The sequence below is a fragment of the Amycolatopsis sp. NPDC104819 genome (genome assembly GCF_055583145.1).
Genome location: NZ_JBVJON010000001.1, coordinates 465,493 through 486,145 on the forward strand (window position 1 = coordinate 465,493; position 20,653 = coordinate 486,145).

Annotated in this window: 22 protein-coding genes and 1 pseudogene; 16 read left to right on the plus strand and 7 right to left on the minus strand. The window is 71.5% G+C overall.

Annotated features, from left to right (window positions below):
• The first annotated feature begins 16 nt into the window (after positions 1-16).
• From purD to ACZ63E_RS02310, 5 genes are all read left to right on the plus strand, one after another.
• On the plus strand, positions 17-1,291 hold the full coding sequence (purD, locus tag ACZ63E_RS02290; protein ID WP_465333638.1) for a phosphoribosylamine--glycine ligase: 1,275 nt from the start codon (positions 17-19) through the stop codon (positions 1,289-1,291).
• A 112-nt stretch (positions 1,292-1,403) separates the two neighbouring features.
• Entirely contained in the window at positions 1,404-1,784 is a 381-nt protein-coding gene (locus ACZ63E_RS02295; RefSeq protein ID WP_465312910.1) for a hypothetical protein, read from the plus strand.
• Positions 1,785-1,809: 25 nt separating this feature from the next.
• A complete protein-coding gene (locus ACZ63E_RS02300; protein WP_465334357.1) occupies positions 1,810-2,376 on the plus strand; it encodes a DUF3558 domain-containing protein in 567 nt (188 codons plus the stop codon).
• Positions 2,377-2,385: 9 nt separating this feature from the next.
• Positions 2,386-3,981, plus strand: coding sequence for a hypothetical protein (locus ACZ63E_RS02305; RefSeq protein ID WP_465333639.1), 1,596 nt, complete (start codon positions 2,386-2,388; stop codon positions 3,979-3,981).
• 2 nt (positions 3,982-3,983) lie between these two features.
• Positions 3,984-4,742 carry an ESX secretion-associated protein EspG gene (locus tag ACZ63E_RS02310; protein ID WP_465333640.1) on the plus strand — a complete coding sequence of 253 codons (759 nt, stop codon included), beginning with the start codon at positions 3,984-3,986 and terminating at the stop codon, positions 4,740-4,742.
• A 1-nt stretch (position 4,743) separates the two neighbouring features.
• Here ACZ63E_RS02310 and ACZ63E_RS02315 read toward each other — a convergent pair whose 3' ends face one another.
• Both ACZ63E_RS02315 and ACZ63E_RS02320 read right to left on the minus strand, forming a co-directional pair.
• A complete protein-coding gene (locus ACZ63E_RS02315; protein WP_465333641.1) occupies positions 4,744-5,088 on the minus strand; it encodes a hypothetical protein in 345 nt (114 codons plus the stop codon).
• 359 nt (positions 5,089-5,447) lie between these two features.
• Positions 5,448-5,871, minus strand: a pseudogene (locus tag ACZ63E_RS02320) (protein kinase domain-containing protein); the annotation flags it as partial.
• 152 nt (positions 5,872-6,023) lie between these two features.
• Between ACZ63E_RS02320 and ACZ63E_RS02325 the strand changes: the two are divergent.
• From ACZ63E_RS02325 to ACZ63E_RS02340, 4 genes are all read left to right on the plus strand, one after another.
• Positions 6,024-6,341 carry a hypothetical protein gene (locus ACZ63E_RS02325; protein ID WP_465333643.1) on the plus strand — a complete coding sequence of 106 codons (318 nt, stop codon included), beginning with the start codon at positions 6,024-6,026 and terminating at the stop codon, positions 6,339-6,341.
• A gap of 58 nt (positions 6,342-6,399) precedes the next feature.
• A complete protein-coding gene (locus ACZ63E_RS02330) occupies positions 6,400-7,521 on the plus strand; it encodes a transglycosylase SLT domain-containing protein (protein WP_465334359.1) in 1,122 nt (373 codons plus the stop codon).
• Positions 7,522-7,547: 26 nt separating this feature from the next.
• On the plus strand, positions 7,548-8,720 hold the full coding sequence (locus tag ACZ63E_RS02335) for a pyridoxal phosphate-dependent aminotransferase (protein ID WP_465333644.1): 1,173 nt from the start codon (positions 7,548-7,550) through the stop codon (positions 8,718-8,720).
• Positions 8,721-8,819: 99 nt separating this feature from the next.
• Positions 8,820-9,008, plus strand: a complete 189-nt coding sequence (locus ACZ63E_RS02340) for a hypothetical protein (RefSeq protein ID WP_364610651.1) — start codon at positions 8,820-8,822, stop codon at positions 9,006-9,008.
• A gap of 3 nt (positions 9,009-9,011) precedes the next feature.
• Here ACZ63E_RS02340 and ACZ63E_RS02345 read toward each other — a convergent pair whose 3' ends face one another.
• The 3 genes from ACZ63E_RS02345 to ACZ63E_RS02355 all read right to left on the minus strand — a co-directional run bounded on the left by ACZ63E_RS02345 (position 9,012) and on the right by ACZ63E_RS02355 (position 11,534).
• Complete coding sequence (locus tag ACZ63E_RS02345; RefSeq protein WP_465333645.1) at positions 9,012-9,827, minus strand: SAM-dependent methyltransferase; 816 nt, start codon at positions 9,825-9,827, stop codon at positions 9,012-9,014.
• An 88-nt stretch (positions 9,828-9,915) separates the two neighbouring features.
• Positions 9,916-10,494 (minus strand): HAD family hydrolase, encoded by a 579-nt coding sequence (locus ACZ63E_RS02350; RefSeq protein WP_465333647.1) that lies wholly within the window; start codon positions 10,492-10,494, stop codon positions 9,916-9,918.
• Positions 10,495-10,511: 17 nt separating this feature from the next.
• Positions 10,512-11,534, minus strand: a complete 1,023-nt coding sequence (locus tag ACZ63E_RS02355) for a threonine aldolase family protein (protein ID WP_465333649.1) — start codon at positions 11,532-11,534, stop codon at positions 10,512-10,514.
• Between the two features lie 135 nt (positions 11,535-11,669).
• On the opposite strand from ACZ63E_RS02355, the gene ACZ63E_RS02360 reads away from it, so the two are divergent.
• From ACZ63E_RS02360 to ACZ63E_RS02370, 3 genes are read left to right on the plus strand one after another with little or no spacing between them, the layout of a single operon-like run.
• A complete protein-coding gene (locus ACZ63E_RS02360; protein ID WP_465312917.1) occupies positions 11,670-12,179 on the plus strand; it encodes a SigE family RNA polymerase sigma factor in 510 nt (169 codons plus the stop codon).
• Complete coding sequence (locus tag ACZ63E_RS02365) at positions 12,172-12,888, plus strand: hypothetical protein (RefSeq protein ID WP_465333650.1); 717 nt, start codon at positions 12,172-12,174, stop codon at positions 12,886-12,888. The genes ACZ63E_RS02360 and ACZ63E_RS02365 overlap by 8 nt, the downstream gene beginning before the upstream one ends.
• A 34-nt stretch (positions 12,889-12,922) precedes the next feature.
• The gene (locus ACZ63E_RS02370) at positions 12,923-13,537 is read left to right on the plus strand and encodes a TetR/AcrR family transcriptional regulator (RefSeq protein WP_465333652.1); all 615 of its coding nucleotides are present in this window, start codon (positions 12,923-12,925) and stop codon (positions 13,535-13,537) included.
• Here the strand turns inward: ACZ63E_RS02370 and ACZ63E_RS02375 are convergent.
• Entirely contained in the window at positions 13,519-14,223 is a 705-nt protein-coding gene (locus ACZ63E_RS02375) for a FadR/GntR family transcriptional regulator (RefSeq protein WP_465312920.1), read from the minus strand. The two genes, ACZ63E_RS02370 and ACZ63E_RS02375, sit on opposite strands and share 19 nt — an antisense overlap.
• A gap of 170 nt (positions 14,224-14,393) precedes the next feature.
• Between ACZ63E_RS02375 and ACZ63E_RS02380 the strand changes: the two genes are divergently transcribed.
• From ACZ63E_RS02380 to ACZ63E_RS02395, 4 genes are read left to right on the plus strand one after another with little or no spacing between them, the layout of a single operon-like run.
• The gene (locus ACZ63E_RS02380) at positions 14,394-15,692 is read left to right on the plus strand and encodes an ABC transporter substrate-binding protein (protein WP_465333654.1); all 1,299 of its coding nucleotides are present in this window, start codon (positions 14,394-14,396) and stop codon (positions 15,690-15,692) included.
• A gap of 1 nt (position 15,693) precedes the next feature.
• Positions 15,694-16,611 carry a carbohydrate ABC transporter permease gene (locus ACZ63E_RS02385; protein WP_465333656.1) on the plus strand — a complete coding sequence of 306 codons (918 nt, stop codon included), beginning with the start codon at positions 15,694-15,696 and terminating at the stop codon, positions 16,609-16,611.
• Positions 16,608-17,429, plus strand: coding sequence for a carbohydrate ABC transporter permease (locus ACZ63E_RS02390; protein WP_465312923.1), 822 nt, complete (start codon positions 16,608-16,610; stop codon positions 17,427-17,429). The genes ACZ63E_RS02385 and ACZ63E_RS02390 overlap by 4 nt, the downstream gene beginning before the upstream one ends.
• 14 nt (positions 17,430-17,443) lie before the next feature.
• Complete coding sequence (locus ACZ63E_RS02395) at positions 17,444-19,456, plus strand: alpha-galactosidase (RefSeq protein WP_465333658.1); 2,013 nt, start codon at positions 17,444-17,446, stop codon at positions 19,454-19,456.
• Here ACZ63E_RS02395 and ACZ63E_RS02400 read toward each other — a convergent pair.
• Entirely contained in the window at positions 19,439-20,635 is a 1,197-nt protein-coding gene (locus ACZ63E_RS02400; RefSeq protein ID WP_465333660.1) for a glycosyltransferase, read from the minus strand. The genes ACZ63E_RS02395 and ACZ63E_RS02400 overlap by 18 nt on opposite strands.
• Positions 20,636-20,653 lie beyond the last annotated feature (18 nt).

Below are 20,653 nucleotides of genomic sequence, written 5' to 3' on the forward strand. Positions count from 1 at the left end.
GGATACCCTGTGCGGTGTGCGCGTACTGGTAATCGGGTCCGGCGCCCGCGAGCATGCACTCGTCCTCGCGGCGTCCGGCGACCCCACGGTCACCGCGCTGGCCTGCGCGCCCGGCAACGCCGGGACGGCCGCGATGGCCGAGCAGCTCGGCGTCGACGCGGCGGACCCGGAAGCGGTCACCGCCCTCGCGAAGAGCTGGCAGGCCGACCTGGTGGTGGTCGGGCCCGAGGTCCCGCTCGTCGCCGGCGTCGCCGACGCCGTCCGCAAGGCGGGCATCGCCTGCTTCGGCCCGTCGGCCGCGGCGGCCCGCATCGAAGGCTCGAAGGCGTTCGCGAAGGACGTCATGGCCGCGGCGGACGTGCCGACCGCGCGCAGCGAGGTGGTCGACAACCCGGCCCGCCTCGACGCCGCGCTCAACCGCTTCGGCCCGACGTGGGTGGTCAAGGACGACGGCCTCGCCGCGGGCAAGGGCGTGGTCGTCACGACCGACTACGACGTCGCGCGCAAGCACGCGATCATGCTGCTCGACGGCGGCCACCCGGTCCTCCTGGAGTCCTTTTTGGACGGCCCGGAGGCCTCGCTGTTCTGCTTCGTCGACGGCCACACCGTCGTCCCGCTGCTGCCCGCGCAGGACTTCAAGCGGGTCGGCGACGACGACGCGGGCCCGAACACCGGCGGCATGGGCGCCTACGCGCCGCTGCCCTGGGCCCCCGAGAACCTGGTCGACGAGCTGGTCGAGAAGGTCGTCCAGCCGGTCGCCGACGAGCTGGTCGCGCGCGACGCGTCGTTCTCCGGCCTGCTCTACGCCGGGCTGGCGCTGACGTCCGAGGGCCCGCAGGTCATCGAGTTCAACTGCCGCTTCGGCGACCCGGAGACGCAGGTCGTGCTGGCGCTGCTGCGCACGCCGATCGCCGGGCTGATGCACGCCACCGCCACCGGCAAGCTCGCCGAGCACCCGCCGCTGGAGTGGTCCGGCGGCGCCGCGGTCACCGTCGTGATCGCCGCCGACGGGTACCCGGGCAAGCCGCGCACCGGCGACGTCATCACCGGGGCCGAGCTCGAAGGGGTCCTGCACGCCGGCACGCGCCGCCGTGACGACGGCGCCGTGGTCTCCTCCGGCGGCCGGGTCCTCTCGGTCGTCGGCACCGGCAAGACGCTCAAGTCGGCACGCCGGCACGCGTACGAAACCGTGGAAAAGGTGCACCTCGCGGGCTCGCACCACCGCACGGACATCGCGCTGAAGGCGGCGAACGGCGAGGTCGGCGTCTCGGCGGCGAAACAGCGCGTCTGACCGGGAACCGGCGGGGGACGAAGTTCGTCCAATCTCAGCCTGCTGTCACACCCGGGTTGGTAGCCTCGACGGGAGTCGGCCGGTCACTGTCCGTATGACGTCAGGGGAGCGCATGTCAGGACCCTCGTACGACCTCACCTCGGCCGTCCCGGTGGCGCCGGCGGCCGCGGACGTCCTGGTCCACCCGGACAAGCTCCTGGACGTCGCCCGGATCGTCGAAGAGCAGACCAACGCCCTCGAAGACCAGCTGCTGACCCGGCTCGGCGAGCTGCGGATCGACGCGCCGTCGGCCGACGTGGTCAGCACCCAGTCGATCGAGGCCTGGAACTCCCTGATCGCCGACGGCGACCGCTCCTACGCCGGGCAGGTCCGCCAGTACGTCGCGGGCCTCAAGCAGCTCGTCTCGCAGCTGCGTGACGCCGCCAAGGACTACCAGGTCAGCGACGAGGAGAAGGCGGCGGTGTTCGGTGACCGCGGCAAGCACGGTGCGTAACCGGACGCTGGGGATCACCGGGGGCGTGCTCGCGACGGCGGCGCTCGCCGGCTGCTCGGCGGGCGCCGACGGCACGCCCTACCCGGTCGAGACGGCCGCGACAGCGGCGTCCCAGAGCGCGAAGGCGGCCCAGCTGCCCCAGCGCCCGGCCGACCTGACCCTGCAGGGGGTCAACCTGTGCGAGGTGTTCCCGCAGGTCGAGCTCGACTCGATGAAGATCACCAGCGCACCTCGGGAAGCCGCGCCCCAGGACGGCCCGACGTGCGTGTTCGACGCCGACGGCGCCGAGCCGGTGCACTCCTACCACGTGCGGGCGGTGTCGGCGGACCTCGGCGAGTGGATCACCGGGTCCCGCAAGAAGAACAGCATGACCACCGTGCCGAAGACCATCGGCGGGTACCCGGCGCTGACGAACTACCGCGCGGCCGGCGACCCCGCCGACTGCGAGACGCTCGTCGGCGTCGCCCGCGGCCAGACCCTGGCCGTCCAGACGTTCGCCATCACCCGCGGCAAGCTCACGCAGCCGCAGCTGTGCGACATGTCGGCGCACGCCGCCGACGTGGCGCTGCAGTCCTTGAAAGCACGCAACTAGGGAGGGCGCGTGGAATTCTCCGAGCTCGCGGCCGGGATCCGGAACCACCGCTTCGACGGCTGGACCAACACCGCGATCGCCGACCAGATCACGCGGATGGTCAACGGCGACGGCACCGGCAGCATCGGGACCGCCGTCGACGCGCTGAAGGCCGTCGCGACCGCGCTCGCCCACACCGACCAGACGCTGCGCGCGCAACTGCTCAAGCTGGGTGTCGAGTGGCAGAGCCAGGCCGGCGGCGCGGCGAGCCAGGTGCTCACCGAGCAGGCCGGGTTCTCCCAGGACGCGACGACGAAGGTCGCGCACGCCGCGGAGATGGTCTTCGAGCAGGGTGAGTCGTTCAACCGCACCAAGTACAAGCTGCCGGACGCCGAAACGGTCCGGAAGGGCGCGGGCGGCTACACGCTCACCGACGGCCTGCTGCTGAGCCTGATCGGCTTCGAGACCGACCACGCGCGGCAGGTCGAAGCGGCCAACAACGCCAAGGCGCAGGCCACGCAGGCCCTGAACGAGTACGCGCAGGACAGCGGCGCCAACCTGCTTTCGACGCAGTCGCTGTCGGACCCCGAGTCGCTGAAGCTGGCCGCGCCGGGCGTGACGCCGGGAGTGCTCGACGTCGCCGCCGCGTCGGTCGGGGTGACCCCGGACGGCGAGGTGAAACCGGCTTCGGACAAGGTCCGGTCGGTGCGCGTCGAGCCGCCCGTGGTGCAGCCGGTGTCGCACCAGGTCCACGCCGACCCACCGACCCCGGTCTACGGCGTCGCGGCGCAGCAGCCGGCCCGCCCGGTCGCGCAGCCGCCCCGCCAGACCGGCTCGGTGACCGCCCCGGCCGCCCAGCACACGACGCCGTCGGGCTCGACCACCACGCCTTCGGGCGTGCGGCCGCCGACCACGGCCACGCCCGGCCCCGGCTGGGTCAACTCCCCGGGCCGCGGCCCGTCCGGCGACCCCTCGGGCGGCGGCCGCTTCACCCCCGGCCCGGGTGGCGGGGGCGGCGGCGACCCGTTCGTCCCGCCGGGTGCGCCCGGCGCGCTCCCGCCCGGCTCGGCGCCGGCGACGGCCCCGATCAAGTCGCTCGGCGGTGGTGGCTCGACCGGTGGTGGCTCGACCGGCATCGGCGGCTCCCTCGGCGGCGCCGACCGCGGCGCGGACGGGCTGCTGGCCAAGGGCCGCACGGTCGGCGCGCTCCAGCAACCCCCGCTGCCGCCCGGCCAGTTCACGGCCGAACGCGGTTTCGTGGCGAAGCCCGGTGCGACGCCGGGTGAGATCGGCGCGGGCGCGGCGGCGGTCGGCGCGGGCGCGGCCGGCGGCGCGCTGAGCGGCGACAAGGACCGCCAGCGGCGCGAACGCGGCCAGGCCAAGGGCCCGGTGCGGCCGTTGCCGGTCGGCGAGCTCCCCGAGGAGGAGGCCGCGGCGCTGCGGAAGTCGGAGCAGATCAGCCCGAAGCAGGAGCGCGGCGCGACGAAGTTCCTGTCGGAGGCCGCGCCGCAGGAGGACGACGCCGAGCACGTCCGCCGCTTCGGCGTCGACGACCAGGATCTGTTCGCCGACCAGCGGATGGTTTCGCCCGACGTGCTCGGTGACCACGGCGAGGATGTGCGCTGACGGTGTCGCTGGTCCTGTCCGCGTCCGAGTTCGACGTGCTCTGGGAGTCGTTCGAACTACCGCGCCGGCACGTCGCGCTGGACGTGCCGAGTGCGGGAACCACCCGCACGGAACGCCGTGAGGTGGTCGAGGCGGCCTGGGCGTCGCTGACCGAGCGGCGCCTGGCCCGCAACGGCCGGGTGTCCGGCGAGGTGGCCGACATGCTGCACCTGCTGGCCCGCCCGCAGTCGGCGGTCGACGTCTGGGTGTGGGCGGAGCGCGAGATCCGCGGCCGCGCGGTGAGCGTCCGCAGCCAGGCGGTGCTGGCGGTGGTCGACAACGCCGAGGTCTGGCTGATCCCGGCCACCGAGGACGGCCTCCCGGAGGCGGCGGTCTCGGTCGCCGGAGATCTGGCCCCGGGCATCGGCCAGACGGTCAGCATCCCGTACGACGTCCTCCGCGCGGCGGACGCGGCGGCGAAGGGCGACCCGAAGGCGATGGTGACGGCGCTGGAAGACCGTGGCGTCGTGCTGTTCCAGGCCCAGGAGCTGTCGGGAATGCTGCTGGGCCAGGAGGCCCGCGGCCAGTTCGGCGCGGAGCGCACGGGCCGCGACGGCATGGCCCACCGGGCCAACCGGGTGGTGGCGTTCTTCGACACGGACGCGGGCCGCTACCTGTTCCAGGTGGAGACCGACCGCGACGGCCGCGAGTGGGCCACCGTCACCCCGGCGGACAACACCCTGCTGGCGACCCGGATCCGCGAACTGATGGCGGAGGCCTGAGCTACTTCACCGGCGGCAGCCGGGACATCACCTCGCCGACGAACTTTTCGGCCGCCGCGCAGACGCCCGTGGTGTCCGGCGGCTGCGGGTCGGGGGTGAAGACGAGGCTGAACTCCTCGGTGACGTACGCGTCGACCTTCCGGTGCGTCCAGGTGATCGTGCACCGGCGGGTTCCCCCGTCGCGGTTGTCGAGCTGCTCGTAGGCCTTCGTGCCGGCCAGGTCGACCGCACGCCGGCCGTCGACGCTGAGGTCCTGGCCCGTGCCGCCGCGCTCGGGAACCGCTCGGCCGTTCCGCCGGCGATCTCCTTCAGGATCACCGAAATCGCCTCTCGGGGGGTCTCGCACGCATCACCGGACGAGCGTCGCGCGGTGGCCGTGATCGACTTGTCCGGCGCGGTCGGGGGTTGTAGAGGCTGAGGTCCACAGTGGTGCTGCGGGTCCGGTCCGCCGTCTCGTCGAACGACAGGGAGCACTGGTCGAGCAGGCCCCCGCTGCGGTCGGCCGGTTTGACCCGGCCGGTGCCCGGCATCGAGCACCCGACCGGTCCTGGTTCGCCGCCACAAGAGCCACCGTCGCTCCGGCAACGGCCACCACGGCAACGGCGACCGCCACCAGCGGCCAGCGGCGTTTCTTCGCCGCCTTCGGCGGTGGCGGTTGCGGGAGCGCCAGAACGTGACCGACCTGCGCCTTCTGGCCACCGATCAGGTCGACCCGCCGCCGAACGGCGCCCGGCCCGTCGCAGCCATCACGAGCAGCGCGCCCAGGGAGAAGACGTCACTCGCGGGGGTGACGGTCCGGCCGTCGGCCTGCTCGGGGACATGAATCCGGGTGAGCCGATGATCGAGCCGGTGTGCGTCGGTTCGGAGTCACCTTCGGCCGCGCGGGCGATGCCGAAGTCGATGAGCAGGACGTTCCTCGGCTTGAGGTCCCGGTGGACCACGCCGGCCCGGTGGATTTCGGTGAGCGCCGACGCGAGCCCGACGGCGAGGATCCGCATGGCCGCCGGAGGCAGCGGGCCCGCCTCCTCGACGGCTTCCTTTTGACGGCCACGAGCCGGCCGTCGGGCGACACCCCCAGCAGCACGCGGCCCATGCCGCCTTCATGATCGGTTTCCTCCCCGCCGGACATGCTACAAAGCGTGTCCGGCGCCCGCTGGGGTGGAAGTTGACGGAGATCCGCACGCGCGAGCACGGGAAAGTCATAAAGTAAGCGCGGGAACCGTTCCGGTCATGACGACGTCTGATCGGGCGGATGCAAGTTTGCGAAGGGGATGACGAACCGTGCCTGTCTACGACCCGGACTCGATGGCCATCGCGGCACGCCAGGTGGAGCAGCTCAAGGACGAGTTCGAGAAGTCGAAGAAGCACCTGACCGGCGTCGACGACGAGAAGGAAAGCCCCTTCGGCACCATGGGCGGTTCGCAGGACGTGCACGGCGCGGTCGGCGAGTTCAAGCAGGGCGTGCACACCGAGTTCGACGCGGCCGGAAAGCTGATGGAGGCGACCGGGTTCGTGCTGCGGAAAGCCGCCGGCCTGATCGCCGAAACCGACCAGGTCGGTGCGAGCGACCTCAAGCTGCACGAGCACGGGAACCAGTGAGCGGGCACCGGACGGCCTCCGCGGGCCGGGATGAAAAGGGGGCGGAACCGTGGCGGGGCTGATCGACTTCCCACCGAACTGGCCGGACATCGAGGCCAAGCAGAAGCAGGTCGACGGAATCAAGCCGGAGTCGATCGAAAAGGCGGCCCAGCAGTTCAAGACCGCCGCGACGCAGGCCGGTGACCACAGCGCGGCGATGAAGTCGGCCACCGACTCGCTGTCCGCCGGTGTGTGGAAGGGCCCGGCCGCGGACGCGTTCGTCGGCTACGTAAAGCAGATCACCACCGCGGGCGACAAGGTGCAGACGCACCTCACCGACGTCGGCAACGACCTCAGCCAGCTTTCTTCGCAGCTCGGCGACATCAAGCGCAATGTGCACGACGCCTTCGAGAGCGCACGGACGGCGATCCAGACGAGGATCGACACCGATACGCCGAAGGCCCGGGCCGCGATGAACGCCGAAGCGGAGTACGCGCGCGGTGACAAGTCAGGCCCGCCGCCGCCTTCGTCGAAGGCGATCGTCGACGCGGCCAACACGTTCAACCAGCAGCAGGCGACCACCGCGCTGGGCAAGATCGACCCCTTGATGAAGACGGCCGAAGACCTCGTCAAGCAGTCCCAGACGTTGATGAAGACGCAGATCGAGGGAGGCTACTCGAAGGTTCCCCTGCCCACCAGCGACGGCACGGTCCCGCAGAGCACCGGCGGCATCCACAGCAACGGCTCCTCCCACCACGGCGGCGGTGGCGGAGGAGGCGGCGGTGGTGGTGGCGGAGGCGGTGGCCTCGGCCCCAGCGGCGGCCCCCCGTCGTCGCCGCCGCCGGGGAACGTCCAGCAGTGGATCCAGGAGGCCATCAAGGCGCTCCAGGCCGCCGGTGTGCCCGTGACCGACGCCGACATCCCGAACATCTGGGCGATCATCCAGCACGAGTCGGGCGGGAATCCCAACGCCATCAACAACTGGGACTCGAACGCGGCCGCGGGGCACCCGTCCAAGGGGCTCATGCAGTGCATCGACTCGACGTTCAACGCGCACAAGCTGCCCGGCCACGACAACATCTACAACCCGGTCGACAACATCATCGCGGGTGTCCGGTACTCCTACGACCGCTACGGCGGCCTCGGCAACGTGCCCGGCATCAAGGCCATGGCCCACGGCGGCGCCTACCAGGGGTACTGACTCCCGCGGCCAACTAGCCTGGCCGCATGGCCGACCTCGAGGCGGGTCCCGCGCTGCGGGCCGGTGTGCCGCCGTTCCACGTCATGGACGTCCTTTCCGCGGCGGGCGCGCGGCAGCGCAGTCACGGCGATCTGGTGTCGCTCGCCGCCGGGCAGCCGTCCGCGCCGGCGCCGGAAGCCGTGCTCGAGGCGGCCCGGGAAGCGCTGGGCAAGCGCACCCTCGGCTACACCGAGCAGCTCGGCATCCCCGAGCTGCGCGAGGCCGTCGCCGGGCACTACCTGCGGAAGTACGGTCTCGACGTCAGCGCGCAGGACGTCGTGCTGACCACCGGGTCCTCCGGCGGGTTCCTGCTCGCCTTCCTCAGCGCCTTCGACCCCGGCGCGAAGGTCGCGATGGCCCGGCCCGGCTACCCCGCCTACCGCAACCTGCTGTCCGTGCTGGGCTGCGAGGTCGTCGAGTTCGCCACCGGCGCCGAGACGAACTTCCAGCCCACCGTCGCCCTGCTCGAAGAGCTCGGTCCGATCGACGGCCTGATCGTCGCCAGCCCGAGCAACCCCACCGGCACCGTGCTGCCGCCCGGGGAGCTCGCCGCCATCACCGGCTGGTGCGCGTCACACGGCGTCCAGCTGATCAGCGACGAGATCTACCACGGCATCTCCTACGGCGCCGAGCTCGACTGCGCGTGGCAGTACGGCCGCGAGCCGATGGTGCTGGGCAGCTTCTCGAAGTACTTCGCGATGACCGGCTGGCGGCTCGGCTGGATGCTCGTGCCGCAGCGCCTCCACCGCGCGGTCGACGTCCTGACCGGCAACTTCACCATCTGCCCGCCCGCGGTTTCGCAGTACGCCGCGCTCGCCGCCTTCACCCCGGAGGCGTACGCGGAGGCCGACGCGCACGTCGAGCACTACCGCGCCAACCGCGACCGGCTCTTCGCCGGACTGAAGCGCATCGGCCTCGACAAGCTCGCGCCCGCCGACGGCGCCTTCTACGCGTACGCCGACGTCAGCGCGTACACCGAGGACAGCCTGAGCTGGTGCCGGCGCCTGCTCGCCGACACCGGGCTCGCCATCACGCCCGGCGTCGACTTCGACCCGGTCGACGGCGGGAAGTTCGTCCGGTTCTCCTTCGCGGGCAGCGCCGAGGACATCGACGAAGGCGTCCGCCGGCTCGGGGGGTGGCTCCGCCAGGGGGAACCCTGATTTAACCCCGAACGTTGGCCTGACGAGGGGAGTTTCCCCGGCCGAGGTGCCACAGTGGAGGCACGGGCCGAGGGGCCACGGGAGCAATCGGAGGAAGCCATGTTCTGGAAGATCGTCGGCGGCCTGATCGTCGCCTGGGTGGCGTTCATGGTGCTGGGCGCCGTGATCGGCTTCGTGTTCAAGGCCGTCCTGTGGATCGCCATCATCGGCGGCATCGCGTTCCTGGGCGCCGCCGGCTACCGCGCGATCAGCGGCAAGAAGGACCCCCGGCGCATCAACCGCTACTGAGTCTCACGGGACCCGCGCCACGCCGCACAGCGACGTCCAGTTGACCGGTGTCAGCGGCGTCAGGCGCGGCCCGTCCGGCCACCACAGGTGGGGCGCGGTCAACCCGGGCTCGAGCAGTTCGAGGCCGTCGAAGAACGACGCGATCTCGGCGCGCGTGCGGTAGAGCGTGTCGAGCCCGGTGCCGCTGAACCGCTCCTGCAGGGACGCCGCGACGCCGGCCGCTTCGGAGCCGTCGCCGGGGTTGTGCTGGTGCAGCAGGACCAGGTACGAACCCGGCGCCATCGCGCCGACGTAGGACTTGACCACCTGCCGCGCCTGCTGGAGGTCCGTGATGTGGTGGACGATCGCGCACAGCACGAGCCCGACCGGGCGGCTGAAGTCGAGGTGCCGCTTCACGTCGGCCAGCGTCTCGGCCGGGCGCAGGAGGTCGTTGCCCACGATGTGCGTGAAGTCGTTGTCGACCAGCACGGCCCGGCTGTGCGCCTGCACCACCGGGTCGTTGTCGACGTAGACGACGTGTGCCTCCGGGTTGTACTTCTGCGCCACCTGGTGGGTGTTCTCCACCGTCGGGAAGCCGGAGCCGAGGTCGAGGAACTGGTCGACTCCGAGCCGTTCGGTCAGGTACCGGACGGCGCGCACCAGCCACTGCCGCACTTCCTGCGCCATGGCCGGCGCCTCCGGCGCGACCTCCAGAATCTGCCGCAGCACCGCGCGGTCGACCTCGTAGTTGTCCTGCCCGCCCATGAGCGCGTCGTGGACACGGGCGATGCTCGGCCGGTCGAAGTCGACGCGGGCCGACGGTCGTTCGCTCGTCGCCATGGGGGCCACCTGCCGCGGAAGTCGGGTCCGGGTCAGCCTAGGCCAACCGGGATCACGGCGGGTAGGCGGACGTGCGGTGTGGGTGAGCTCAGCCCAGCCAGGCCTGCGCCGCTTCGGCGCCGTTCCACAGCTGGGCCTTGAGCCCGACGGCGCGTGCGCCGTCCACATTGGACTGCCGGTCGTCGAAGAACAGGCAGTCGGAGGGCTCGGCGCCGAGCTCGTCGAGCAGCAGGCGGAAGATCTTGGCGTCCGGTTTCACGCACCGGACGTCGCCGGAGAACAGCGTCACGCGGAAGTGCCGGATCCACTCCTGGGCGCGGGCCCATTCGCCGAACACCGACGGCGCGTTGGAGAGCAGCGCCAGTGCCGCGCCCGCTTCCGAGAGCGCTTCGAGCAGCGCCTCCGAAGACGGTTCCAGGTGACCCCAGCCGTCGACGTCGACGCGGGTCAGCTCGGCCGACAGCGTCTCGTCGACCGGCACGCCCAGCGCGTCGCCGACCGTCTGCCAGTACTCCAGCGGCGTGCTGCCGGCGTCGTAGGCGAGCCGGTGGTCCCAATAGGCCTTCTCGAACTCCGGCAGCGGCGCGCCCAGCCGGGCGGCCAGGTCCGGGCGAGCCGTGCTCGGCTTGCTCAGCACGTCGCCGTAGTCGAACACGATCCAGTTCACGGTGCCCCCAGGTCGTTTCAGGCGCCGGTCTTGATCCGGCGCAAGGCTTCTTCGATGTCGGCCGCGCTCAGGTCGCGGTGGGTGACGAACCGGACCCGGCCCGCCATCGGCACGGCCCGGACGCCCAGCGAGTCGAGCCAGGCCAGCGCGGTCGGGATGTCGGGCACCTCGGCGAGCACGATGTTCGTGTCGGGGGTGTTGACCGGCCAGCCGTGCTCGCGCAGGCCCTCGGCGAGCCGCCGGGCGTTCTCGTGGGAGTCCGCGAGGTCGGGGATCCGGTCCAGCGCGACCAGGCAGGCCGCGGCCAGGACCCCGCCCTGCCGGACACCGCCGCCGAGCATCTGCCGCATCCGGCGGGCGCGCTCGACGAAGGTTTTGCTCCCCGCCACGACCGAGCCGACCGGCGCGCCGAGGCCCTTGCTGAAGCAGGCCGAGACGCTGTCGACACCGACGGTCAACGCGGCGGGCGGCACCTCCAGCGCGACCGCGGCCTGCCACAGCCGGGCGCCGTCGAGGTGCACCGTCAGACCGGCTTCCTTCGCGACGGACAGCAGCTGGGCGTGCTCGTCGGGCGGCGTCACCGCGCCGCCGGCCGCGTTGTGCGTGTTCTCCAGGCACAACAGCGATGTCCGTAAAGTGAAGTATGGCCCGGGTTGTCCGATCGCGGCTGCGAGGGCGTCCAGCGAGGGGCGGCCCGGGCCCCCGTCGTGCTCCAGCGGGTCCGGCATCCCGCCGGCCAGCCAGGCCGCCGAACCCAGCTCGTTGGACAGCACGTGCGCGCCGCGCGTCGCGAGGAACCGGTCACCGCGCTGCAGGTGCAGGCTCAGCGCGACGAGGTTCGCCATCGTGCCGCTCGGCACCCACAGCGCCGCCGGCATGCCCAGCACGTCCGCGGCCCGCTCCTCCAGCGCCTGGACCGTCGGGTCGCGCTCGAGGACGTTGTCACCGACCTCCGCGGACGCCATCGCCGCGCGCATCGTGTCATCCGGACGGGTGACGGTGTCGGATCGGAAGTCCAGCGGCGGCAGCGTGAAGGTCACGGAGTGATCACATCACACCCACCTCGCGGGGATCAATGAGCCCTTGAGTGGTCGAACCCGGGCGGTCCGTGCAACCGTGGACGCCCCTGATTCCGTCCTACCCACCGACGACAACAGAGCGGAGCACGACTGCGCGTGGACCAGCGCGACGAGCAGGAGTTCGCGGAGTACTTCGCCGCCAGGCGGGACGCCGTGCGCCGGACCGCGTACATGCTCTGCGGTGACTGGCACCGGGCGGACGACCTCGCGCAGACGGCGTTCGTCGCGCTGCACCGGAGGTGGAAGAAGATCAGGGATCGCGCGGCGACCGACGCATACGTCCGCACGACGCTCGTCCGGGCGTCGATCGACGAGTCGCGACGTCCGTGGCGGCGCGAATGGCAGACCGAGACGCTGCCGGAGCCGGCCGACGACTCGCCCGGTCTCGACGACCTCGTCGCGACCAGGGAAGACCTGCTCGCGGCGTTGAAGGAAGTGCCGCCCAAGCAGCGGGCGGTGCTGGTCATGCGGTTCTTCGAAGGACTCGACGTGACCAGCGCGGCGCAGGCGCTGGGCTGCAGCGAAGGCAACGTGAAGAGCCAGACCGCACGCGGGCTGGCGAACCTCAAGCAGGTGCTGGAACGGGAGGTGGAGACCAATGGATGAGCAGGAGCTGCGCTCGTTGTTCTCCGCCGCGCCCGGGGACGCGCCGTCGCCGACCTTCAGCCAGGACGACGTCGTCCGCGAGTCCCGGCGCCAGACCCTGCGGCGCCGCAACCGGATCACCGCCGGGGTCAGCGCCGCGGCGCTCGTCGTGATCGGGTTCGGTGCTTACGGAGTGCTGTCCGGGGGTACCCCTGAGTCGATGACCGCGGCCAAGGACAACGCCGTGTCGGCGCAGTCCGCGCCCGGCTCGGGGCAACCCGGGGTGGACCCGGCACGTCCTGAGGTCGGTGGGGAGTCACCGAACTTCTCTTCCACGCCGCCCCAGCAGGGGGGCAGCGGGGACGGGAAGACCGGCCAACTGGCCGAAGGCGCCTCCGGGTGCGAAGAGGTGGACGGGGAGCTCGCCATTGCCCTCGCTGGCGAGCTCCCCGCCCACTCCGCCGTTTCCCAGGCTGTCCCGGGCGGCGCCTGTTCGACGGCGTCGCGGTCCGCGGGGTTCCCGGTCCCGGGCGGCGAAGTGTCCGCGGCGGTGTACCCGAAGGGCATTCCGGTGGTCTTCAAGTCCCAGCCGGCCGGCGCGGTGACCGCGCAGGTGCCCACGGCGTCCGGTGGGGCGCTGGTGCTGGTGAGCGTGCCTTCCGCCGGGGCGACGGCGCCGTACGCCGGGCAGGTCGGCGAGTTCGCGCGCGCTCTCGCGCCCCGCTTCTGAGCCCGGGTCCGCCCGGTTGGCAGAATGACCGGTCATGACCGCTGCGACCACCGCCAAGGGGGAGCGACGGCGCGCCGCGCTCGTCGAGGCCGCCGCGAAACTGCTCGTCGAGGGCGGGTTCGACGCCGTGCGGCACCGGGCGGTGGCCGAGCGCGCGGGCCTGCCGCTCGCGTCCACGACGTACTACTTCGACTCGCTGGAAGACCTGGTCACGGCGGCCGTCGAGCGCCATTCGAACGCCGAGCTGGCGGCGGGCCGCGCCCGGCTGGAGGAGCTCGCGACCCGCAACCGCGGGGTGCAGGCGACCGTCGAGCTGGTGCTGGAGATGCTGCTCGGGCCGGAGAGCGGTGACCCGGAGGCCGACGCCGAGGCGGTGCTCCTGCGGTACGAGCGGCTGGTCGCGACCGGCCGCCGTCCGTACCTGCGGCCGTTGATGCGCACGCTGTCGGTCCAGCTCAACGAGCTGCTTACCGAGATCTTCGCCCGCTCGGGCACGCCGGTGAGCGAGGCCGAGCTCGAGCGGCTGGTGGCCCTGGTCGACGGAGCCGTCGTCAACGCGCTGATCGCGGTCGACCCGGAGCCGCGCGCGGCGGCCGCCCGGATGCTGCAGACCGCCCTCGAACCGGCCGGTCAGGACCGCGTGCGCTGAGCCTTCGCCAGGTCGTCGCGTGACTTCGTGACCAGGGCGAGCATCGCCTGCTCGGCGGCGGCCGGGTCACCCGCGACGATCGCGTCGAACACCTTCCGGTGGCTCGGGACCGGGTCCTCCGCCGCCGACGCGCCGTGCACCAGCTTGTCGCGCTCGGCCAGCCCGATCGCGATGACCCGTTCCATCCGCATCAGGAAGTTGTTGTGGGTGGCGGTCATCAACCGCCGGTGGAAGGCCAGGTCGGCCTGGACGCTCGCCTCGGCGTCGTCGCCGGCCGCCGCCATGTCGGTCAGCGCCTCGCGCAGGGAGTCGAGGTCCTCCTCGGACGCGCGTTCGGCGGCGATCCGCGCCGCGGCGGGTTCGACGACCGCGCGGACCTCGGTGAGCTCGTCGAGCAGGCCCGGGTCGTCGGCGGCCGCGGTCTGCCAGCGCATGACGTCGGCGTCGAGCATGTTCCACTTCTCGCGCGGCTGGACGAACGTGCCGCGCTTCTGCCGCGCGTCGATCATCCCCTTCGCGGCCAGCACCTTCAGCGCCTCGCGCAACGCGGTCAGGCTGATGTCGAGCTCTTCGCGCAGCGCGGGCAGGTCGAGGACGGTGCCCTCGCCCCACTCGTCGGAGAGGATCCGGCTGGCCAGTGCCTCCACGGTCTGGCCGTGCAACCCGCGTGGCCGGTGTTCGGTCAATGGAGGGGCCCTCTCAGCTGGCGGACTGGCGGAAGGACATCCTACGCTGCCCGCTTAGTCATCATAAATTATGAATACATCTTGACAGCGGCGTCGCCCGGTTGCACTCTTTGGCAGCAGTCACGCCCGTGCGGGCACCACGACAGTGCACATGACAAAGGGGTCACGACATGACGAGTGCAGGCCTGTCCCGCCGTCGTTTCCTGCGCAACGCGAGCCTCGCCGGGCTGGGCGCGATCGGGTCGTCCAGCTTCCTCGCCGCCTGCGCCACTTCCGCGTCCAACGGTCCGGTGAAGCAGGCCGCCGGCGCGGTCACCGTCCAGTCGAACCTCTCTTCGCCCGAAGCGAAGAAGGCGATCGAGGCGCTGGCCAAGGCGTTCGGCGAGAAGGGCGGCGCGACGGCGACGGTGAACACCGTGGCGTCGGAGACCTTCCGCACCCAGCTCCCCAGCTACCTCACCGCGGCCAACCCGCCGGACACCTTCACCTGGTACCCGGGTTCGCTGCTGTCGGGCTACGCGCGCAAGGGCCTGCTGCTCGACGTCGGCGACGTCTGGCAGACCATGGGCAACTACAGCCCGGCCTTCCGGACCCTCTCCGGCGACGGCGCCGGGCACCAGGTCTTCGTCCCGACGTCGTACTACTGGTGGGGCTTCTTCTATCGGAAGTCGAATTTCGCGAAGTGGGGCGTGCAGCCGCCGACCAACTGGAGCGAGTTCCTCGCCCTCTGCGAAACGTTGAAGGCCAAGGGAATCGCGCCGATCGGCATGGGCGCCGGCGGCACCACGCCGTGGACCGCGTCGGCCTGGTTCGACTACCTGAACATCCGGATCAACGGCGCGCCGTTCCACCGCGAGCTGCTGGCCGGCAAGCAGCGCTTCGACGACCCGCGCGTCAAGAAGATCTTCGACCCGTGGCGCCAGGCGCTGCCCTACACCGACCCGAACGGCACCGCGATCGCGTTCCAGGACGCCACGACCGTGCTGCTCCAGGGCCGCACCGGGATGATCCTGACCGGCACCTTCTTCGCCGACGCCGCCCCGAAGGACGCCCTCGACGACCTCGACTTCTTCCAGTTCCCGATCCTCGACCCGGCGGTGCCGGTGGCCGAGGAGGGCCCGACCGACGGCTTCTTCGCCAGCGCGCGCACCCCGCACGTCGCCGAGGTCAAGGAGTGGTTCAAGTACGCCGCGACGGCCGAGGCGCAGGAGCTCTACATCAAGAACTCCTCCGGCACGGTCCTGCCGACCAACCCGGACGCCAAGGACAACGGCACGCCGTTGGTCCAAAAGGGACGGAAGCTGCTCGCCGACGCCAAGGAGATCACGCAGTTCTTCAACCGCGACTCCTCCGACGCGCTGCAGCCGACCGCCGACGCGGCGCTGATCCGGTTCATCCAGAAGCCGAACGAGCTCGACTCGATCCTGGCCGACTGGCAGACCGCCGCGCAGAAGGTCTGGCAGTCCTGAGATGGCGGTGCTGACCGCGGAACGGCCGAAGACGGCGGCGCGCGCCCCGAAGCGCCGCCGCCGGATCTCACCGGTGCTGCTGGCGTTCGTCCTGGTGCCCCTCGTGGTCGAGGGGTTCTGGGTGTTCTGGCCGGCGCTGCAGGGGTTCTACCTGTCGCTGACGAACTGGGACGGCGTCTCCGCACCCGAGTTCGTCGGCCTCGGGAACTTCGCCGAGATGTTCTCCGACGACATCTTCGGCACGGCGGCGCTGGACACGGTGATCTGGATCGTGCTCTTCGGCGGCCTCTCGGCCGTCGGCGGGCTAGCGCTGGCGACGTTGCTGCAGAAGGAACGCCGTGGTGTCGGCTTCTACCGCGCGGCGTTGTTCACACCGGTGGTGTTCTCACTGGTCGCGACGTCGCTGATCTGGCAGGTGATCTACCAGCCGGACGGCGTGGTCAACAAGGTGCTCGGCGCGATCGGGCTCGGCAGCTGGCAGCACTCGTGGCTCGCCGACCCGAAGACCGCGCTGTACGCGGTGCTCGTCCCCGCGCTGTGGCGGCAGCTCGGGTACGTGATGGTGCTGTACCTGGCCGGGCTCAAGGGCATCGACCCGGTGCTGTACGAGGCGGCCAAACTGGACGGCGCCACGGCGTGGCAGCAGTTCCGCAACGTCACCTGGCCGCAGCTGCGCAGCGTCAACTCCGTGGTCCTGTCGGTGATCATCATCGACTCGCTGCGCTCGTTCGACGTCGTGTGGTCGATGACCAAGGGCGGGCCGTACCACTCGTCCGAGCTGCTCAGCACGTACATGTACGCGACGGCGTTCCAGTCGTTGCGGCTCGGGTACGCGTCCGCGCTGGCCGTGGTGATCTTCGTGCTGGCCTTCGGCGTGATCGTGACCTATCTCGTGCGCGCTTTCCGGGAGGACTCGTGAGGAAGACGCGGACCGCGGGCTTCCACCTGCTCGCGGGTGGACTCTCGGTGCTGTGGCTGCTGCCGATCGCGCTGGTGCTCACCACGAGCGTCCGGTCCTTTTCGGACATCGCCTCGAACGGCCTCGGCGCGCTGCCGGCGTCGTTCTCCCTCGACGGCTTCGGCCAGGCGTGGGGTGAGGGCGGCGGCGGGCATGCGATGCTCAACAGCCTGATCGTGACGATCCCGACCGTGCTGCTGTCCCTGCTGCTCAGCGCGGCCGCGGCGTTCGCGCTGAGCCGCTACCAGATCCCGTTGCGGCGCACGATCATTCTCGTGATGCTGTCGGGCAACCTGCTGCCGCCGCAGATCCTGCTGGTGCCGGTGGCGAAGCTGTCGGAGCTGCTCGGCATCTACGACACGCTGACGGCGCTGATCATCGTGCAGGTCGGCTTCGGCCTCGGGTTCTACACGTTTGTGCTGCAGGGGTTCATGCGGTCGATCCCGGACGAGATCCAGCAGGCGGCGCTGATCGACGGCGCCGGCGTGGTCCAGATCTTCGCGCGGATCATCCTGCCGATGACCCGCCCGGCGCTGGCGGCGCTCGGCGCGCTCGCCTTCACCTGGACGTTCAACGACCTGCTGTGGTCGATCACCGTGCTGCGCACCGGCACGGTGATGCCGGTGACACCGGCGCTGCTCGGCCTGCAGGGCCAGTACGTGTCCAACTGGAACGTGATCGCGGCGGGCTCGGTCATCGCGGCCGTGCCGACCGTCGCCGTGTTCCTCCGGTTCCAGAAGCACTTCATCTCGGGCCTGGCGATCGGGGCGATCAAGTGACGTGGACAGTGACCATGAAGTCCACTTCGTACACTGTGGCGCTGGACCCGTCGTCCCGCTGGGCCGAACTCGTGGCGTGGGGCCCCCACGGGATCGAGGACGGCCCGTCGGTCTTCACGAACGCGGGCTCGGTGCACTTCATCACCGAGGCGGACGCGGCGCCGGTCGAGTACGCGCCGCTGGGCCTGCGCCCGTTCTCCGGCGCGGACGTCGCGGTGCGCGGCGGCTCGTGGTGGCGCTTCGACGGCGCGTCCACGGATCCGGACCTGCGCTTGTCCTTTGTGGACGAGCTGACCGGGCTGCGTGCGGTGCTCTGCTACCGCGGCTCGGCCGAGACGGACGTGCTGACCCGCTGGGTCGAGTTCACGAACGCGGGCTCGTCGGTCCTGGAGTTCGACCGCCTCGGCTCGGCGGGCGTGTGCATTCCCACGTCCGGCGCGGCCCGGCTGACGTACCTGACCGGTCAGTGGTCGCAGGAGTTCACCCGGCAGTCGCTCGAGCTGGCCGCCGGCGGGTTCCGGATGGAGAGCCGCTTCGGCGTGCCGGGGCACGCGCACGTACCGTGGCTGGCGGTGCAGGACGCCGTCGGCGGTCCCGCTTACGGCGTCTCCTTGGCGTGGCCGGGTTCGTGGTCCATCGAGGCCGATGTCGAGCCTTCCGGCCTGACGCGCGTCCGAGCGGGCCGGTTGCCTTCGCCGGGGCCGGTGCTTCTCGAACCCGGAGCTTCTCTGGTGACACCCGCGCTCGCGCTGGCGTCCAGTGTGGATGGTTTGGCCGGCCTGGCGTCGGTGTGGCACGACCACGACCGCGTGCTGGCGGGTTCCCGCTGGCGGCGGCCGCGTCCGGTGCTCTACAACTCGTGGGAAGCCACGGGCTTCGACGTCCGGAGCGCACACCAGCTGGAGCTGGCGAAGCGGGCGGCCGACATCGGTGTTGAGCTGTTCGTCGTCGACGACGGCTGGTTCGTGGGCCGCGACGACGACACCGGCGGCCTCGGTGACTGGACCCCGGCGGAGGAGTCGTTCGGCGAGTTCGTCGACTCGGTGCGTGAGCTGGGCCTGGAGTTCGGGCTGTGGGTCGAGCCGGAGGCGGTGAGCCCGAAGTCGCAGCTGTACGCGTCGCACCCGGACTGGGTGTACCGCATCGACGGCCGCCCGGCGACGTTGATCCGCAACCAGCTGCTGCTGGACCTGGGGCTGCCCGACGTCGTCTCGTTCATCAAGTCCACTTTGGACTCACTGCTGTCGACGTACCCGATCTCGTATCTCAAGTGGGACATGAACCGCCCGCCGACGGAACGTGGTCGTCCAGGATCCCCCTCTGCGGACCTGGACGCCGAGCACGTCGCGGGGTACCTGTCGGTGCTGGACCACCTGCGTGCTCGTCATCCGCACGTCACGATCGAGGCCTGCGCCGGTGGTGGCGGCCGCACGGACCTGGCGACGGTCGCGCGCACCGACGTCGTCTGGCCGAGCGACAACACGGGCCCGCTCGATCGCCTCGCCATCCAGGACGGCTTCCTGCTGATGCACGCGCCGCACCTGATGAGCTCCTGGGTGACGGACTCCCCGGGGGTGTTCGACCCGCGCCCGCGGTCCCTGCGCTTCCGGTTCGTCACGGCCATGGCGGGCGTGCTGGGCATCGGCGCGGACCTGTCCCAGTGGACGTCCTCGCAGCACACCGAGGCGGCGTCGCTGATCGCGGTCTACAAGTCGATCCGCGACGTCATCCACCACGGCGACGCCCGGGTCCTGCACGGGCCCTCCGAACCGACGGCGGCGACCCAGTACACGTCCGAGGACGGCGACACGGTGGTCGTCCTGGCGTGGAGCACGGGCGCGCTGACCGGCGCGCCGCTGGTCCCGGGCCGCTCCTCGCGGGTGCGGCTGGACGTGTCTCCCCAATCGTCCTATGTGGACGAATCGGGAGCCCGCTGCTCAGGCTCGCACCTGAAGCACGCGGGCCTCCCGTTCGACTGGACGGCGGAGCACGACGCCGACGTCGTCGTCCTACGCCGGCTCGAGTAGCAGCTTCGCGGCCACCGCGGTTCCGTCGGTGCGGACCGCGGTGGCCACCTCGGCGGCCTTGGCCCGCGCGGCCAGGGCCGTCCCGAGCGCCGTCGTCAGGGACTCCGTTGTCGGCGCCGGACTGTCGTGCGCGACGCCGATGCCCAGCTCCGCGACACGGCTCGCCCAGTAGGGCTGGTCGGTGGCCTGCGGGACCACGACCTGCGGCACGCCGGCGCGCGCCGCCGTGGTGGTGGTGCCGGCGCCACCGTGATGCACGACGGCGGCGGTGCGCGGGAAGAGCGCCTGGTGGTTGACCTCGTCGACGGCGAAGACGTCGTCACCGGCCACCGTCAGGCCGGCCCAGCCGCGCTTGAGCACCAGGCGACGGCCGTGCGCCCGCACCGCCGCGACAGCGACCTCGGCGACGTCCGCGGCGGCGTGCATCGGCATGCTCCCGAAACCGACGTACACCGGAGGCTCGCCGGCGTCGAGGAACGCCGCCAGGTCGTCTGGCAGCGGGCGTTCGTCGGGGACGGTCCACGCGCCGGTCTGGACGACGTCGAGGTCGGCCGTGGGCTGCCACGGGTCGAGGACCGGATCGGTCGCCAGCCACGGCCGCTTGCCGATGACGTACTCACGGACGTCGTCCACTTCGGACAGCCCGTGCGCGGTCCGGCTGGTGTTGAGGCCCGGGCCGAACAAGACGTTCATGCTCTCGCGGTCGAGGTCCCACAACGCCCGGTTGTCGCTGACGCCCGCCGGGTGCGGCCGCCCGGGGTAGGCCAGCGGCGCGTGGTGCGGCGACGGCAGGGTGACCTTCTGGAAGGCGACGTAGAACGAGCGGACCCCGGCCAGCTCGGCGACGGAAAGCGCCCCGGCGGCGGTCGGCATCATGCCGGTGGCGACCACGACGTCGCAGCCCGCGACAGCCTCGGGCATGACGTCGAACTGCGCGGCGATCAGTTGCGCGGCCCGCTCGGGCAGCGAAGACGGCGGCGGCGCGGCCTTGGTCAAGGCCTTCGCGGACGGCCCGACGGCGACAAGCGGAACGTCGATCGAGGCGAGCCGCGCCACGAAGTCGTCGTCCGGCGGCGCGCAGACCGTGACCTCGGCGCCCAGCTCCCGCAACCGCACGGCGAAGGCGACCAACGGCTCGACGTCCCCGCGCGACCCGTAGGTGGACAGCAGAACACGCATGGTGAATCCCCCTGTTTC

Excerpts from the sequence above, each read along its gene's own strand:
- ACZ63E_RS02365 (WP_465333650.1), top strand. The coding sequence starts at position 12,172 with ATGGATGAGCAGGAGCTGCGCTCGTTGTTCTCCGCCGCGCCCGGGGAC.
- ACZ63E_RS02335 (WP_465333644.1), top strand. The coding sequence starts at position 7,548 with ATGGCCGACCTCGAGGCGGGTCCCGCGCTGCGGGCCGGTGTGCCGCCG.
- ACZ63E_RS02385 (WP_465333656.1), top strand. The coding sequence starts at position 15,694 with ATGGCGGTGCTGACCGCGGAACGGCCGAAGACGGCGGCGCGCGCCCCG.
- ACZ63E_RS02380 (WP_465333654.1), top strand. The coding sequence starts at position 14,394 with ATGACGAGTGCAGGCCTGTCCCGCCGTCGTTTCCTGCGCAACGCGAGC.
- ACZ63E_RS02295 (WP_465312910.1), top strand. The coding sequence starts at position 1,404 with ATGTCAGGACCCTCGTACGACCTCACCTCGGCCGTCCCGGTGGCGCCG.
- ACZ63E_RS02395 (WP_465333658.1), top strand. The coding sequence starts at position 17,444 with ATGAAGTCCACTTCGTACACTGTGGCGCTGGACCCGTCGTCCCGCTGG.
- ACZ63E_RS02340 (WP_364610651.1), top strand. The coding sequence starts at position 8,820 with ATGTTCTGGAAGATCGTCGGCGGCCTGATCGTCGCCTGGGTGGCGTTC.
- ACZ63E_RS02345 (WP_465333645.1), bottom strand. The coding sequence starts at position 9,827 with ATGGCGACGAGCGAACGACCGTCGGCCCGCGTCGACTTCGACCGGCCG.
- ACZ63E_RS02400 (WP_465333660.1), bottom strand. The coding sequence starts at position 20,635 with ATGCGTGTTCTGCTGTCCACCTACGGGTCGCGCGGGGACGTCGAGCCG.
- ACZ63E_RS02370 (WP_465333652.1), top strand. The coding sequence starts at position 12,923 with ATGACCGCTGCGACCACCGCCAAGGGGGAGCGACGGCGCGCCGCGCTC.